The 16512-nt window shown below is 59.4% G+C and carries 13 protein-coding genes and 2 pseudogenes; 7 read left to right on the top strand and 8 right to left on the bottom strand.

The genetic code is table 11. The features are described from left to right. Positions 1–7: 7 nt before the first annotated feature. From gltS to PQR32_RS06990, 5 genes are read right to left on the bottom strand one after another with little or no spacing between them, the layout of a single operon-like run. Entirely contained in the window at positions 8–1210 is a 1203-nt protein-coding gene (gene gltS / locus PQR32_RS07010) for a sodium/glutamate symporter (RefSeq protein WP_408223564.1), read from the bottom strand. Between the two features lie 60 nt (positions 1211–1270). After that, positions 1271–1768, bottom strand: a complete 498-nt coding sequence (locus tag PQR32_RS07005; protein ID WP_408223562.1) for a transporter suffix domain-containing protein — start codon at positions 1766–1768, stop codon at positions 1271–1273. A gap of 22 nt (positions 1769–1790) precedes the next feature. Continuing rightward, positions 1791–2840, bottom strand: a complete 1050-nt coding sequence (locus tag PQR32_RS07000; RefSeq protein WP_408223560.1) for a DUF2955 domain-containing protein — start codon at positions 2838–2840, stop codon at positions 1791–1793. Next, positions 2830–3957 carry an HlyD family secretion protein gene (locus PQR32_RS06995; protein ID WP_408223558.1) on the bottom strand — a complete coding sequence of 376 codons (1128 nt, stop codon included), beginning with the start codon at positions 3955–3957 and terminating at the stop codon, positions 2830–2832. Before PQR32_RS06995 ends, PQR32_RS07000 begins: the two co-directional genes overlap by 11 nt. Positions 3958–3963: 6 nt before the next feature. Further along, positions 3964–5505 (bottom strand): efflux transporter outer membrane subunit, encoded by a 1542-nt coding sequence (locus tag PQR32_RS06990; protein WP_408223556.1) that lies wholly within the window; start codon positions 5503–5505, stop codon positions 3964–3966. An 897-nt stretch (positions 5506–6402) separates the two neighbouring features. Between PQR32_RS06990 and PQR32_RS06985 the strand changes: the two genes are divergently transcribed. From PQR32_RS06985 to PQR32_RS06970, 4 genes and pseudogenes are all read left to right on the top strand, one after another. After that, a complete protein-coding gene (locus tag PQR32_RS06985; protein ID WP_408223554.1) occupies positions 6403–7959 on the top strand; it encodes a sensor histidine kinase in 1557 nt (518 codons plus the stop codon). Beyond that, a complete protein-coding gene (locus tag PQR32_RS06980; protein WP_408223552.1) occupies positions 7956–8591 on the top strand; it encodes a response regulator transcription factor in 636 nt (211 codons plus the stop codon). The genes PQR32_RS06985 and PQR32_RS06980 overlap by 4 nt, the downstream gene beginning before the upstream one ends. Positions 8592–8757: 166 nt before the next feature. Then, positions 8758–9141, top strand: a complete 384-nt coding sequence (locus PQR32_RS06975) for a response regulator transcription factor (protein ID WP_408223550.1) — start codon at positions 8758–8760, stop codon at positions 9139–9141. A 14-nt stretch (positions 9142–9155) separates the two neighbouring features. Beyond that, a pseudogene (locus PQR32_RS06970) lies at positions 9156–9566 on the top strand (BPSL1445 family SYLF domain-containing lipoprotein); the annotation flags it as partial. A gap of 70 nt (positions 9567–9636) precedes the next feature. On the opposite strand, the gene PQR32_RS06965 reads toward PQR32_RS06970, so the two are convergent. Beyond that, entirely contained in the window at positions 9637–11145 is a 1509-nt protein-coding gene (locus PQR32_RS06965) for an MltF family protein (RefSeq protein WP_408223548.1), read from the bottom strand. A gap of 115 nt (positions 11146–11260) precedes the next feature. Here PQR32_RS06965 and PQR32_RS06960 point away from each other — a divergent pair. Continuing rightward, positions 11261–11694: pseudogene (locus tag PQR32_RS06960) on the top strand (biotin synthase BioB); the annotation flags it as partial. Positions 11695–11775: 81 nt separating this feature from the next. On the opposite strand, the gene PQR32_RS06955 reads toward PQR32_RS06960, so the two are convergent. After that, the gene (locus PQR32_RS06955) at positions 11776–12519 is read right to left on the bottom strand and encodes a TerC family protein (protein WP_408223546.1); all 744 of its coding nucleotides are present in this window, start codon (positions 12517–12519) and stop codon (positions 11776–11778) included. A gap of 872 nt (positions 12520–13391) precedes the next feature. Between PQR32_RS06955 and PQR32_RS06950 the strand changes: the two genes are divergently transcribed. After that, the gene (locus tag PQR32_RS06950) at positions 13392–13556 is read left to right on the top strand and encodes an FmdB family zinc ribbon protein (RefSeq protein WP_408223544.1); all 165 of its coding nucleotides are present in this window, start codon (positions 13392–13394) and stop codon (positions 13554–13556) included. A gap of 252 nt (positions 13557–13808) precedes the next feature. Here the strand turns inward: PQR32_RS06950 and PQR32_RS06945 are convergent, their stop codons facing one another. Further along, a complete protein-coding gene (locus tag PQR32_RS06945) occupies positions 13809–14096 on the bottom strand; it encodes a hypothetical protein (protein WP_408223542.1) in 288 nt (95 codons plus the stop codon). Between the two features lie 982 nt (positions 14097–15078). On the opposite strand from PQR32_RS06945, the gene PQR32_RS06940 reads away from it, so the two are divergent. Further along, entirely contained in the window at positions 15079–16257 is a 1179-nt protein-coding gene (locus PQR32_RS06940) for an MFS transporter (protein WP_408223540.1), read from the top strand. Positions 16258–16512 lie beyond the last annotated feature (255 nt).

Here is a 16512-nt window from a genome sequence, read left to right as displayed (position 1 = left end):
CATCGGGTCAACGAAAAATCGGCAACGCGAGATAACCCTTGATGACGATTGCATTGACGATGTCGATAAAAAATGCCCCCACCATCGGCACAATGAGAAACGCCAGATGCGAGTGGCCGAAGCGGTTCGTGACCGCCTGCATATTGGCAATTGCGGTTGGCGTCGCTCCAAGCCCGAACCCGCAATGACCCGCGGCCAGTACGACAGCGTCGTAGTTGCCGCCCATCACGCGGAACGTCACGAAGATCGCATATAGCGCCATCAATGCCGTCTGCGCGACAAGAATCGAAATGACCGGCAATGCCAACGCGGCCAGATCCCACAGTTTCAGCGTCATCAGCGCCATGGCGAGGAACAGCGCGAGGCTGACATTGCCGAGCAGTGCGACAGCGTGCTCGGCCACGGGCTTGCCCGCCAATGCGAGCCCATTGCTTAGTAGTACGCCAATAAACAGTACGCAGACAAAAGTCGGCAATTCGAAGGCCGTGCCGGCCAGCAGGTTCGAGAGCACCTCGCCGACCGCCAGGCTGATCGCAATCAATGTCAGCGTGGCGATGAAGGCGGCGGGCGTGGTGGGCTGTTCCGCTTTCGGCTCTTCAAAGGCGAGTGAGGAATCGGCCGGCATGGCAGTCTGTTGCGAGTCGGGTTTCGTGACGCGGCGCATCAGCAGACGGGCCACCGGCCCGCCCAGGATACCGCCCATCACGAGACCGAATGTGGCACACGCGATGGCGGCTTCGATAGCCGATTGCAGGCCGTGATGTTCGGCAAAGACCTTGCTCCACGCGGCACCCGTTCCGTGTCCGCCCGACAGCGTGATCGAACCGCCCAGCAAGCCAAGCAGCGGGTCGACGCCGAGCGCATAAGCGAGACCGATGCCGACGGCATTCTGTAGTACCAGCAAGCCGAACACGACGGCGAGAAAACGCAGCAGCAACGGGCCGCCTTGTTTGAGGCTCGCGAGATTGGCATTCAACCCGATGGTTGCAAAGAAGGCGAGCATCATGGGCGTTTGCAACGCCGCGTCGAAGCGCACCTCGGCGTGCCCTGCGACGCGCACGACCAACAGCACGATCGCGACGACGAGCCCGCCGGCAACCGGCTCGGGAATCGTATAGGTATGCAGCACGGGAATCCACGTGACGAGGCGGTTGCCGAGCAGCAGAACCAGCGAAGCCGCAACGAGGGTGCCATAGATGCCGATGTTCATGTTTTAGCCTTGTGAAGCCGATGAGGACGAAGCCTCAGCCTGGTCGCGAGCGTCCGCCGCCTATGCCGTGCGGACGAACAGAGCGTGGATCTTGGTCCAGAAATCGCCGCCGAGCACAAAGAAGCTCCCGATCAGCATCAGATCACCGAGCACCTGCAACTGCCAGATGTTCGGTCTGAGTCCCGGCCAGAATTGGTCGACGTACGATTCGAGCATCGCCCACACGATTGGCGTGCAGAACATCACCAGGCCGATGACGTGGCGAACTGGCCCGACCGTTTTGCTGGGTGCGAGACGTTTTGCATGGCCGAAGATAATCTGCTTGAGGCTCTGAAAACCAGCTTTGCCCATGACAGCAATGCAGGTCACCAGCAGGACCTTGTTGGCAACGAAAATCACGCCGGTCAATGCCGCGATGCGTCCAGCCGAAACTCCCATGGAGCTAGCCAGTGGAAGGAGTAGCCACAACGTGAAAGCCAGCACGAAGATGCCGATTCCAAGCTTGAAACGCCATCCGCCAGCGGCGGGAACCTCGGCTTTGATGTCTGACGTAGTCATGACGCTATCTCCTGTTGGGCGACTAAAGAGCCTCGGATTGCCGCGGCACGCGACGGGGTTGATCGAGAAGTTGCAGCACCAGACAGGCGTAGAGGGAGACGGCGATAAACAGCCCCGTGCGCACCGCGAAAGCTGTGTAGACGTCTTTCCCAGCGACACTGTCCTCGACCGACTGGCCTAGCAGGATGATCAGGGTCACCAGAGTGTTCAGCCAGAAGCTGGGCGGGTATTGCGTCGGGCTCAGGGCATACAGCTTGCGCGCCAGCAATAGGGCAAACAGGAACGTCCAGAGAAAGAACATCCATAGATGGACGAACAGACTGAGCGCAAACCAGAACAGGATTGCGAGTACGCCGCCGAGCAAAGTCGAACCGAGCAGTTCGCGCGCTGCGCCACGGGCCGTAGTCGTGCAACTCTGTCGGCCGAGGCTGACCGCCTTCATCATGATCGGTAGGTAGCCGGCCGGGTCGGTCAGCGTCAGCAGGAAGGCGGGTAATACCACTGCGGTGGCGCGAACCGCCATCCAGCTGGCTTCGTTATCCGCGAGGACCGGGGCGGTAGGTAATGCCGGCGCGCCAGCGGGCTCAGGAAACATCCAGTGGCTGAATGCGTGCATCAGTATGGCGAGAAGCAGGCCCTTGACCAGCGCGCCGATGACCAGCACGGCCAGCCCAAAGTCGACGGTGCCGGCCGTCGAAATCATGGTTAAGCCGACCGCCAGGAAGGTGGTGACCAGATTGTTAGCACCGCGCAGGCCGCGGCGGAATGCCAGGAAGAGGCACAGACCGACCAGCAGCACGCCAGCGAGCGAGAAATATCGCAGTAAAGGGATGAGCAGCAGACCGCTGCCGGTTGTCAACATCGCTACCAACACCAGGCCCAGCCCGGCCTTGGGCGACAGCGGCTTGTTGAGCATGGCCAGGAGAAACACGACGAACACCGGGGCGACCATCGGGATTGGCAAGCCCAGGCCGAAGCTTGTCGCCAGGCAAAGCGCGGTACCGGTCGCGAGGCGCAGTGCGCGCTGACTGCGGGGAGGACGCCGGGTGGGCGCTGCGCGGTTAGTAGGCATACGATAGCCAACTCATCAGATGCAGGAATAGACGGCCGAGCGGGTTCAACGGATTCCCCTGAGTGGGGAACGCCATGACCTCGGCCTGGCCGCCAACGCGCACACCACGCAACGTGGACAACTCGCCGTGGGAGACCTCGACTATTACCGGGAAGCGTTGGGCGGGACGCAGCCAGTCGCGGCTGTTCTGCACGGTCGGCAGGCCGCCGGGCGGCGCGCTCAATCCGACATTGACCCCGTAGCCCACGCTGCGCACGCGGCCTTCGAATACCTGGCCCGGCAGGGCGTCCAATGCGATGGCAACCGGAGTACCGGGCTCGACATGGCCCAGATTGTTCTCCGTCATTTCCGCGCTGATCCACATATCGTGGATGGTGATCAGTGTCATGACCGGATTGCCAGCGGCAGCAAACTGGCCGGCGTCGGTGCGCAGATCCGTGATCAGACCGGCCGAGCGCGCGCGTACCCTGGTATTGCTTAAATCCAGTTCGGCCTTCTCGAGGGCGGCAGCGGCACTACGCAGCTTTGCGTTGTCGTCCTCGCTGCCCCCCTCCTGTTCACGCGCGCGTTGAACCTCCGCCTGCGCCGCTGCCACCTGACTGATTGCCTGTTCAAGGCTCGCGCGAGCCAGTTCGAGGCGGCGCAGTGAAATGGTGCCTGGATCTCCACGATAGAGACTGCCGAGGCGATCGTTATCCTGGCGGGCCTTGAGTTCGTTAGCCTGGGCGGCACGCAAGGTGGCACGCGCCGAATCGATCCCGGCTGTGCTGGCGCCGATCTGCCGGCGCATTGAGTCGAGATCGGCGCGGGCGCGATCAACGGCGATCCTGTAGTGCTCCGGATCTACCTCGAACAGGACTGCCCCCGCATCGACATCCTGATTGTTCCGCACATACACCTTGGTCACCCGTCCCGAGACTTCGGACGCCACTGGCACAACGAAGGCCTGCACCCGCGCTTGCTGCGTATAGGGCGTAAACCGGTCGGCCAGCAGGTACCAGACGAGGCTAAGAACGATCAGTATGACGACCCACTTCACCCCCTTCCTTGACGGGTCGTCGGCGGGCGATGGCGTGCTCGGCGGAGTGGCTGCAGGAGGCTTCGGGACGTCGCTCATCGGACCTTACCTCTGCAAAGGGGAGCTGGCGTTGGCGGACGAACTTGCCGGCTCGTCCAGCAGTTGACCCCAGTCGGTACGTTTCTGCATCTGCTTACGGCTCGCTGGGTCGATGAGCGGTTGGTCGCTGTACCATCCCCCTCCGAGGGCTTTGTACAAAGCAATCACGTCGCTCACGGCATTACTGCGGTTGACCAGATAGGCATCCTCCTGGGTAGCTAGCGCGCGCTGGGCATCCAGCACCCGCTGAAAGTCTGAATAGCCCTCACGGTAAAGTGCGTTGGCCAGCGTCAGTGAGCGCTTCGCGGCCTGTTTCGCGTCGCGCAGGAGCGCTTCACGTTCGAGGGATTTGTTCAGGTCGCTGGCGGCGTCGTCGGCTTCGCGCGCTGCCTGGCGCACATCGTCCCGATAGACGACGATCAGTTGTTGGAGACGGGCGTCCTGTACGCGCACGTTGTTCTTGATGGCGCCGTGGTCGAACACGTTCCAGCGCAGACTAGGGCCGCCGATCACGGACAGGCCGTTGGGTATGCCAGCCAGCGAACCGGCGGACCAGCCAATGCTGCCCAGCAGGGTCAGCGACGGATAGAGATCGGCTTGCGCAACGCCGATGAGCGCCGATTGAGCCGCAATCTTCTGTTCGGCAGCGCGGATATCCGGGCGGCGCAGCAGCAGGTTCGCGGGTACGTCCTGGAGCACCGCGCGGTCGACCAGTGGCACCACCCCTTCCTTCTCCGTCAAGTCCGGGAGTTCGGCCCGGTTGCCGGGAGTGTGGCCGATAAGAACTGCCAGGGCATTGCGTGAACGCATGATCTGGCTTTCCAGATCGGGGATGCTGCTCAGGGTGCTCACGTACTGGGTCTTGGCTTGCTGCACGTCAAGTTCGTCAGTTTCGCCGCTCTTGAAGAGTCGTTCGGTGATTTCATAGCTGCGTTTTTGCAGCCGGGCGTTGTCGCGCGCGATGTGCAGGCGCGCCTCGGCCGTGCGCAGGGCAAAGTAACTCTGTGCCAACTGAGCATGCAGCAGGACCAGCGCATCCTCATAGTTGGCTTTGGCGGCCAACCATGCAGCGTCGGCCGATTCTATGGCCCGGCTGAATCGCCCCCAGAAATCGACCTCCCAGCCGATGTCGAAGCCCGCGCTGTATTGCCAGAAGCTGCTGGTCTGGGGAGCCTCGGGCGTGGTTACCTTGCGATCACGGTAGAGGACGTCGGCGCTAGCTATCTGGACTTGCGGGTAGCGTCCGCTTTGGGCGATACCCAGTTGCGCGCGCGCCTCCATGACGCGCAGGCCGGCAACCTGAAGGCTGGCGTTATGCGCATCGGCTTCGGCCATCAGACCTTCCAGCGTCGGATCAGCGAAGACTCGCCACCATTGCCGGATATCGGGTTGCGAACGTGTCTCGACGGCCTGGTCGAGAGCGGGACTATTCCAGTGTTCAACCCATGGCTCGCGCTGTGGCTGGAAATTCGGCCCCAGGCGCACGCAGCCACCGAGGCATAACGCGCCGATCAGCAGTACCCGGTTAGGACAAGTCGAAAGCGACATGGGCATCCTGCACTACCAACCATTCTTGGTAAACATCAGCTGTGACAGCCGCCACCGGCCGCAATCGAACAATAGAAAGTCCCGTAGCAAGCCGTTTCGCCTTCGTATGACCTTGAGTCCTGGCTCGCGGTCACGTTTCGTGTGCATGCACGAACGACGGCCTCGGTCGAGCAGATCCGAGACGCACTCGTCGCCGACAGCGGCTCGTTGCTGAATACTCGCCAACCGCGAACGTTCGCCGCCGCTACTGAAGTCTGATTCGGCGAATCAATGTTAGTGGTGGCGTGTCGAAAAAACTATTGGACTTTAGTTCCATGCGCGGGCGGCTGGCGCGTGTTAATCGTCGGACGCAAAGGTCGCGCGGTTCAACGGCGAGAAAGTAAAGCAGAATGAGAATGAAGCGGCCATAACATTAATGTCTACAATCTGTTTTAGTGAGACCTGGCTAAACTGAGCCATCTGCGATGCACTGTGCCATTCACTTAGTGGAACCCCGTAGCAGTATTTCAACGCGTTGTCACGTCAGGGCACCGCTGGTTGTAATCGAATGCAATCAATTCGCGACACTTACTAATTCGTGAGTTCGACATTTACAATCGGCCGACCCCGTACTAGCATTAATTACCCGTCAGTTCATAGCCCGCTAGGCGCTTCTTACGGCGATTCTGAAAAACGGACGGCATTCGGCAACTGGTCACTTCGAGGACGGCCGAAGCGAGAGCCAATTGATGGCAATTACCCCGGAGATCTGCTTTGACGATTGACGCGCACGCGTGAAATATTGAGTGTGACGCGCAACGCCTGGCAGTGAAAGCAGTCTCTAGCGTGCTAACGGAAGTGTCTCCTAGAAATTCAGCGGTTGTGTCCCGGCGTTAGCGTTTGCGAGGAAGCGTGGCCATGAGCATCGCGATCCAAGTCATTGCCATTTTGGAAGCAGTGGTCATTCTGTGGTTGCTGCTCGAGATGACGCGGCGCCGGCAATCCATGGCCTTGTTTGCCAGTGCCAATCTACGAGATTTCTCTGCCGAAAGCGTCGATGCTCCGTTATCGAGCGCCGCGGCGACGCGTCAACGGAGTTCGAGGACGGCGACGCGTGCTAGTCGGTTCGACGCGATGGCGAAGGCGAGTTCGTCAGGCGGGTCGCCAGGAGAAATCCGCCACCTCGCAGAGACTTCTAGTACGGCGGGCGAGCGTCAAGGCGCGGCGGGCGTTCACCGTGCATTTGGAGCGCGGTTTCGCACGATCGCATCGGCGAGGACGCTTCGTCGTCAGTCTTCTGACCATGGCACCGGCGTGACGGGCATGCAAAGCTTTTGTGACGACGCGACCGCTCGTACGAGCGGCGAGCATTATTTTCGCGAGGCGGTCGTATATTTGCCATTGGCGATTCTGATGCTCGATGAGCGCGGCCTGATAGTCATGGCTAATCCGCAGATCGAGAAGCTGTTTGGATATGAACACGGACGGCTCGTCGGGGAGCCTGTCGGACTGTTGATACCCTCCCTGCATTTTGACCGTGGTGCCTCCCGTTGGACGGCCGCGTTCGGGTTGCCGGGAACCCACGGCGTGCCGCCTTCGCACGAAATGTCCGCGCGGCGAAAGGACGGCACGGAATTTCGCGTCGAGGTCGGGTTGAATGCATATCCGTTCGATGAGAGCGTAACGCTCGGGTTCATCATCGACAGGACAGATCGGCACGAGTTAGAGCGCAACCGCCAGGATCTGGCGCATCTGACGCGCGTGTCCACGATGGGGCAACTGGCGTCATCGCTAGCCCATGAGCTCAATCAGCCTCTCACTGCAATTCTGAGCAACGTTCAGGCCGCGCAGCGCTTTATGGCTGCTGATCCTATCGACCTGGTTGAAGTGCGAGAAATACTCGACGACATTGTTAAAGACGACTACCGGGCAAGCGAGATCATCCGGCGAATCCGGACGGCAGTCAAAAAGGGGGGGCTGGATGTCGCGCCGCTCGATCTCTCCGGGGTGATCCGCGACGTTATCCATCTGGTGCATAGCGACGCTATTGTGCGCGGAACTCATGTGACGCTAGATCTCGAGAGCGGTCTTCCGCCCGTGCGCGGCGACAAGGTGCAGTTGCAGCAGGTAATCCTCAACCTCCTTCTCAATGCGTTCGATGCCATGAAAGATGTGCCGCCAGTTGATCGTACGGTCTCGGTGACGCTCAGATCCGAGGGCGATAACAAGCTGTGCATCGCGGTTCGCGATAGGGGGCACGGACTGACCGCCGACAAGCTTGACAAGATCTTCAGGCCATTCGTTACATCAAAACCCAACGGGCTCGGCTTGGGATTGTCGATTAGCCGTACCATCGTCGATATGCACCTCGGTCGGCTTTGGGCGGAAAACAATGTTGAGGGAGGCGCGACGTTCTATGTCACATTACCCCGCGGTGATGCGACAGACCATGACCGGTCGCGACAAGAGCCATGACAGTCAATGGGTCGCGGGTATTCGTTGTCGACGACGATGATTCCGTGTGTCGCGCTCTTGCGCGTTTGATCCAGTCCGCGGGCTATGGAGTGGAGACGTTCGGCTCCGCACGGGCGTTTCTCGGCAGGGTGTGCACCGTTAATACCCCGGCGTGTGCGGTCCTGGATGTTCAATTGCCCGACCTGAGCGGCCTGGAATTGCAGCGTGAACTCAATGCGGCGCTGCCGGTCATTTTCGTTACCGGGCATGGCGATATTCCGATGACTGTCGGAGCGATGAAAGCGGGTGCCACCGACTTTCTTTCGAAGCCAGTGCAGGACGCCGACTTGCTCCGTGCAATCGGACAGGCCCTTGAGCGTGCCGCGCAAACCCATGCGATCCGGTGCGAAGTCGACGCGCTCCGTCGTCGCGTTGATCGCCTGACGCCGCGAGAGCGGGAAGTCATGGAACTGGTCGTGGAGGGGCGACTGAACAAGCAGGTGGCGAGCGAACTCGGCACAGCCGAACAGACTATCAAGATCCATCGTGGGCGCGTGATGGCAAAAATGGAAGTCGCGTCGCTAGCCGAGTTGGTCCGTATCGCAGACAAGATCGGTCTCGGTGCTCCTGCCGAACCACCCGCATCACGCTGAACATCGCCGAACCGACGCGAACGGCCTATCCGTTCTGGGCACACTGTCCACGTTGCAGCGCCGGTATAGGACTAAAGTCTAATAGTGAAAAGTTCGCGTGACTTCTAATCTGGTGTCTATGGAGTGCGGTGAGATCCATGCGCTCCTGGACACCGGACTACATGCAATGGCAAAACTCAAACCATTTGTTGTCGTTGTCGATGACGATGAATCGGTGTGCCGGGCGATCAGGAGACTGCTGCGATCAATCGGGATCGCAGCCGAAACGTTCGCGAGCGGATATGCGTTTCTCGATGTCTTGTCGTCAATGCCGTCATATCAACCTGACTGTGTGATTCTCGACGTGCAGATGCCTGGATTGAATGGACTGGAAGTCCAGCAGGCTCTTTCTGGTAGCGGTACGCCCGTCATTTTTATTACCGCCCACGATGACGTCGGCGTGCGCGAGCAGGCAATTGCTTGCGGCGCCGTGGCCTATTTGCACAAACCTTTCGACGACCAGTTGTTCGTGAAGACCGTACTTACGGTGTCAAACGCAATCTCAAGTTGATACAGCTGTATCAATTTACAACTGCGCGCGACGCTTCCAAAGCGCAGGGGATCCTGGTGTTCCCGAATGTTCTTGCCGCGGGGGTTGTCGTAGGAGGGGAGTATGGCGAGGGCGCGTTGCGTGTTGGTGGCTCGACGGCCGGATACTACAGCACCACGACCGCTTCATTCGGTTTGCAGCTAGGCGCGCAGTCGAAGTCAGTGATTTTGATGTTCATCACGAAAGATGCGTTCGGCAAATTTCGCGGCAGCAAGGGCTGGACTGCTGGCGTCGACGGATCTGTCGCTTTAGCGAATGTCGGCGCCAATGGAAACGTGGATACCAGCAGCATCTCCGCGCCGGTAATCGGATTTGTGCTCACGAATGCCGGTTTGATGGCCAATCTCTCACTCGAAGGTACGAAGGTCAGCAAGCTCGATCTTTGACGGCCTTCCTGACGCACGCCAGGTCTCGGCAGGGCAAGGGGATGCCGGCACCTGGCTGCAACGCAGGTCGTTATCCTTGCTTCTGCACTTTTTTGATTGCATTGTCTTTCGCCGCCTGCGCATCCACGATCAGTCTGTATGCAGCGTAGTACTTATAGATATTGCGCACATAGGTCGTGGTTTCCATGCCGATCTTCTCCGCGACCACGATTTCCACATTGTTAAACCACTTGTCGGGATCGAGCCCGCGCGCCGCTGCCTCCTTGCGCATTTTGGCAATGTTGCTCGGCCCGGCGTTGTAGCTCGCGAACGCAAAGAGCGCCCGATCAGTGTCGCTGAAGTGTGCGTCGGAGAAGTAGCGGGTCATCAAGTGGTCCATATATTTCGCTCCCGCGTGAATATTGGACTCACTGACGGAAATGCTGCCGACGCCCATCTGCTTCCCGGTGGCAGGCATGATCTGCATGATGCCGATCGCACCCACATGACTGCGCGCGTTCTGGTTGAGCTGCGATTCCTGATAACCCTGTGCGGCCAGCATGAGTGGATCGAAACCGTATTGCTTGCCGTACTTGTCGAACAGAGCGAGCGTTTGCTCGAATAGCTTGCGTTCCGCGGAGTCTGTATTGTTCGAAATCTGCTTGATCTGTTTCATGTACTGGGACAACCGATAGGCCGCGACGCCCTGCTTCTTTACGTAATTGACATAGAAGTCGGATATCGCGGCCTGAAGTTGCGGACTTCCTTTGCGAATCGCCCAACCGACATAGCCCTCCCCGCGCACGACAAGATCGTCGCGTACCTTGACATGTGGGAGCACTTGAGCCCACATCTTCGCCTTCCAGTCATCGACTACGACGATACCGAGCAGGCCTGCGTTCAGCATCTCCAGCGTATCTTCATCTTCAAGGGCGTCCGGCAGTAACACGATCTGCACGGGCGACTTGCCGGCCGCCTTGAAGCGGTCGTTCAGGGCCGTCAGGCTCTCGTAGTAACTGGTCGACTTACGCACGTAGACCTGTTTGCCTGCTAGGTCGTCGAGCGTGGCGATCGACGGTGCCTTCGGACCCGTCACGATCAGTTCGCGCACTGGTTTCAAATCACGTGGTGCAACAAAGTCGACGAGCTTCTTCCGTTCGTCTGTGGCCGTCAGGTTGCCGGCGGAAATGTCGCCCAGGCCGGCAGAAAGATTTGCCAGAAGCTTGTCGCGTGTCGTCGGAATCAGATAGACGGTAACCGGTCTCTTGCCGAGCTGACTGGCGTAGCGTTTGTTTATGTAGCGTTCGAAATCGCGTGCGAGTTCTGCCGACAACCCGCGCTCGCGGCCTTTATCGTTGAAATAAAGCGTCCGGCTATAAGGAACAAGAAAGCGTATGACATGGCGCTGAAGCATCGCGTCAAAATCACCGGACCAGGGCTTGATTGCCACGTCCAGTTTGCGGACTTTGATCGCCTGCGTCGCCACCGTTTGCGATGCGGGAGTGTTCGACGACGCGGTTTGCGGCGCAGCCGCCTGCGCGCCCGTAGTGATGGCCAGTACGGATACGACAAATGCAACCGTCCAATGATTGGCGCCCATGACGAATGTCTCCCCGCAAGTGCCACGTATCTATGTTGACGTAGGCATTTTTCATAATAGGACACGCCACGCGGGGGATGACCCGGCATTTCCCTAGGCACATAGAAGGCGGCGCTGCGGTGGCATCGTGGGTCTCTGCGAATCGCGCCGTGAACGTGCCGGCCTGATCGCGCAGTTGGCGAACATGGATCCGTATCCGGAGTCGGTGCCGATCAACAGTCTGGTGCAGGTCGAGGGCACGCCGCTGACCGGGACCGAACCGCTCGATCCGTTCGAATTCGTGCGCACGATCGCCATAGCGCGCATTTCGATGCCACGCGCGATGGTGCGGCAGGGCGCGAGCAGATGAACGAAGCGCTGCAGGTCATGTGCTTCCTGGCCGGCGCGAATTCGATTTTCTACGGCCGCCAGTTGCTGACTACTGGCAATCCGCAAGCCGAAGCGGACCGCAAGCTGGTTGAGCGCCTCGGCATCCGGGCGGAAGGATCACCGCCAGTGGAAGTCCCACAGGCCTTCGATATGAAGTGCCTACACGAGCAAACTAGCTAACCCGTATGCATCGAGAGAGCTACGCGAGCAATCTGCGCAGGTCTTTTGTGCCTGGCTAGCATAGATCTCATTGAGGAGCATCTAAGCGCGACGCATCTTTGATTTCGCGCGCCGCGTCAACATGTTCAAGCCTTCGACAAATGCGGAAAAAGCCATCGCGGCGTAGATATATCCCTTGGGGACATGCGAACCGAAGCCCTCGGCGATGAGCGTCATTCCGATCACGAGAAGAAAGCCGAGTGCGAGCATCACAACGGTGGGATTGCGCTCGATGAAACGCGACAGTGGGCTCGCCGCGAATAGCATGACCGCGACGGCGGCAATCACAGCGACAAACATGATGGGAACGTGTTCTGTCATACCAACCGCAGTCACGATGCTGTCGACCGAAAACACGAGATCGAGAACAAGAATCTGAACGATTGCGGACCACGGCGTGAGCGTTGTGGCGGGCTCGCCTGACGCGTCGTTTTCGTCCTCTGGCGCAACGTGATGATGGATCTCTTTAGTCGCCTTCCAGACCAGGAACAGGCCGCCAGCGATCAGGATAAAGTCGCGCCACGAAAACTCATGACCGAAGGCGGAAAAGAGCGGACTGGTCAGGCCCATGATCAGCGCGACCGTGCCGAGCAATCCAAGCCGCATGAGCAGCGCGAGACCGATACCGATTCTTTGCGTTCGTGCCCTCTGTGCCGAGGGCAGTTTGTTGCTCAGGATCGAGATGAAGATCAGGTTGTCGATGCCCAGCACGACTTCCATCACGACGAGCGTTCCAAGAGCCGCCCAGGCGGTGGGGTCGCTGGCGAGCGCAAACAAATCGGCCATGGGGAGAGCAGATAGTGAGGGTTATGGGTCAGTGGCCAGGGGCGACAGTCCGAAGCACCGCCACGCCCGCGCCTGAAGCATGGCGCATCGAAACACGACTGGTGAGCTGAGTCTAAACAGGCATAGGCCGGAGACGCGTCGCCGCGAGGCAACACGGTCAATAACCGGCGCGGTCTTCATTGCGGCAGTTTTGCGCCCGGACTTGCTGTTCTGAACATCAAGCCTAGCATCCGCCATGGATGGCCGCCATGGAACCTTAGTCCCATTGTCGTCGCGCTCAATCAGGCCTAGATTTCCGAGATTGAGACACCTTACGTTTTGTCAATACAAGGTTAGGAGGCGTGCTTTGCCTTTACGGCAGGGGATGGTGGTTTTTCTCCCAGTAGCGTCACCCGTTACGTCATTCAATCACAGGAAACCATCGTGGCAAATAAACTTGGGGAGCAACCCTCCAAGATAGCGACGACGTGGGACAAGTTCGACCACGACGTTCTCGTCTCGACGCGCGCGGGAAAACCGCTTTGGAGAGAGACGGAAATTTTTGCACCAATGCATCGGCCTGGGCAAAATTCATCAGTTGCAGATCGCTGTTCAATAGCGTTTTCTGCATCTCGGCGTCGGTGAATCTTCACGTGCAGCCGACTGTAGTGTGGACCGGGTGCGCCCGTCACGGGCGGCTGGCACATGCAATTACCTAGCCGTAGGCGGGGAATACCGGCGTTGCGCCGCGGCGCATACGGTGTGCGCTGGGCGAGCCGCATACGCCGCCGCTTCCTGCACTTTCCTGCACTAGAATGGGTTATTACTACACTGCCGGGCGTCGTGGAGTATCTGGCCAGCACGACGCGCGGGATTCTCGTTGGAGGAATGCCATGCCGACTTACCAGTACAGGTGCGAGAAGTGCGGTGAAGTGTTCGAACATGCCGAGCATCTTGCTGAGCACGAAACCGCCCATCCGCCTTGTCCGAAGTGCGCAAGCGAGAAGGTTCAGCACATACCTACGCCATTTGTTGCGAAAACGTCCAGAAAGAGCTGAAATCCGTCTGGCCGAGCAAGGGCAAAATCCGACCGCATCTACGGACGTTAACGTCACCCAAAACTATGTCCGGAGTTTGCTCGATAACGGTCGTTCGCTTATCAACGATGTCGCGGGGCGCCCAGCGTAATGGGCCGGGTGTTTTAGGGGCGGCTCATTACGCCGGATGAGTAGAGGAATCCGGATTAATCCGAACCCCGACAAGTGGTGGGTTACACGATTAATGTTCCGCGACATCACTTACCCAGCGCTTCATCCGGCCGGAGTTTGGGTCGAAATGCCCCTTGGGTTCGTCGGCGGTTGGAACTGCCTGCCAGCAAAGCTACCGTCGCGATCGCAGATCCAGACAAACGCCCATTGTTGGGCAACCTCGATCGCCTCTTCCTCAGTATCGAACCAGGCAAGATTGCGCTCGATGTGCATTTCGCCGTCAACATCCTCGTCCGCGGAAAGGCGGACCAGCCGCGCATGTGCGAAGAATTTCCCACGGGAGAATTCCGGGGTTGCATCAATGATCCACCCAAGGTACCCGCATTTCATGATCACCTCCATACCAGGCTATTGAGATTCGAAAAGCCAACATGGAATCATCCAGTCGTGTTCGCTAATGCTCCTCCGTGAGGCAGTCCGCAGAGCCTTGTGTCGGCAATTGGGCAGACGCCGTTACGGGCCAGTGCGGAGGCGATTAGCCCGTCGGCGATCAAACGGCGATCGTCATCGAAGCAAATAACATGCCTTTTTGCATACACGCCGCGCTAATGAAGGCACTTGCGTTTCGGCGCCCGCCGGTTGCGGCTTCTGCCAGGCAGGACGGCCGCCAATGCGTGAAAGTTCTGCGCCAGCATTGGACTGCGGGCGACGTGTTCTGAAAAAATTTTTGCCATTCTTGAAAAAAGTATCGACGGCCCAAACGGGTCGTTCTGCCGGTCGCCGTCAGGCATAGACGGCCACAAAGGGCAAATCCCGGAGTCACCGATGAAGGACCGTGTGTTGTTGCAGACGGCCCGCGCGACTCTAGGTGTCGCCGTGAACCGAACGGGCTTGTCCGATCGCTGCAAGTAACGAAGCGAGCAATACCGGTTTGCCAACATGTGCGTCGAAGCCGACTCAGAGCCCTGGGCCGGTAGCTGTGCTGCCACAGTGGCGCCCCTTTGTTCCTTTACTCAGGCAGTTGCATTTCCCGTCGCAATGGTAAACCGTCACAACGTGTCGTCTGTGTGTCGAACAATGTCGCCGCGGTGTTATTCGAGACCGAACATTTTTCCTTATAGTCGAACAGTCTGTAAAGGCTACGACGAGGCGTCAAACGATGATCTGTTGGGACGTGCGTCGGTAAATCCTGGCGCGTAGCGTCGACGACGCTGGCATGTGGTTAAGGTCCCGACAGACACGTCGGCCGCCGCGCGGAACCATCGATTCTCTAACCAGTGAGGCAGCGAACGTGGGCACTGACGGAATGCAGTGCGGGACACAGGCGAGCGTCGGCGCCAGCGACTTGCGCACAGGAGCATCGGCGCCTGGTATGGTGTCCTCCATTTCCAGCCTGCTGCTCGGGTTTGCCCTGCTGGTCATGGGGAACGGCCTGCTCGGCACGCTGATCGCTCTCCGCATGGTCCATGCAAACTTTCCTTTGATGACTGTTGGACCGATTCAGGCCGCGTATTACCTCGGCTTCATGCTCGGCGCCTGGCGAGGCGGATCACTCATCGCACGGATCGGTCATCACCGTGCGTTTGCAACCTTCGCCGCCGTTGCGGCCTGCACTGCGCTCGGGTATGCCGTCTCCATCCAATCGCTCATCTGGGGGGGCCTGCGGTTCATGACGGGCTTTTGCATGGTGGGCATTTTCACGGTAATGGAAAGCTGGTTGAATGGCGTGGCGCGCAACGAATGGCGGGGGCGCGTCTTCTCCGTATATCTGATCACCACATATCTGTGTGTGGGCGCCGGACAGTTTCTGGTCAGCATGACTGATCCCTACGGTTTCGAACTTTTCAGTCTCGTGGGCTGCTTGTTCGCGGCATCTCTCGTGCCCGTTACCCTCGCTCGCAGCCGTGCAGCCGAAGCTTCCGCGCACGCACACGACTGCACACAGGAGTCGAGATCCGGCCTCGGACTGGACGGCGTGCGCTCCCTCTGTCGATTGGCGCCGTTGGGTCTGTGTGGGTGCCTTGCGGCCGGCTTGCTGAACAGCGTGTTCTACTCCCTGTATCCCGTATACATGCGTAGCGCCGGTTATCCGGTATCGGCGGTGTCCCATTTCATGGGTACCGCCCTGATCGCAGCGCTTCTGCCGCAATGGCCGGTGGCTCACCTGTCTGACCGTGTCGACCGGAGGTGGGTGATGCTGGCCGTTTCGTTGTTGCTGGCCCTGAGCAGCGTGACACTCTTTCTATTGCATGGCGACGGGCTACCTCAACCTGTTGCGTACCTCTACGTCAGCCTGATGTTTACCGTGTACGGCCTATCTATCGCGCACGCCAACGACCGTGTCCCATCGACCCATCGCGTCGGCGCTAGCGCCGGCTTACTGCTGATTTTCGCGCTCGGGGGTAGCACCGGACCGATTGCGGCATCGCTGGTGATGACGTGGGCCGGCCCGCAGGGTATCTATCTGTTCACCATGGCCGTTACTGCCGTTCTTGCCATGCCGATCTTGCTCAGCGTGAGCGCTCATCGCGGCATGGCCAGAGCTGCATGACGGTTCAACTTAACTTTAATTCTGCTCAGAGCCGTTCGCATCTGAACTGATGCAACGAGTGGACCATGTTATGGCTGGGCAGGGGCGTGGCGCTCTGCAGCCGGATGCGCCCTGCTTCTCGCCGGGCCGGGATCGTCTAGCCCCGTCGTCTCCGATAAACCGGCTCGAATCGCACGGCGATCCCGGGGCATCGCCGGGGGCGCGACTAAGTGTGCGGGAGATTGGGCGAGGCGCCTCGAGACGTCGGTGGTTACC

Source organism: Paraburkholderia dipogonis, assembly GCF_046027395.1.
Lineage (GTDB): Bacteria > Pseudomonadota > Gammaproteobacteria > Burkholderiales > Burkholderiaceae > Paraburkholderia > Paraburkholderia dipogonis_A.
The sequence above is the reverse complement of the archived record's forward strand: the minus strand, read 5'-3'. Positions and strand labels throughout refer to the sequence as shown.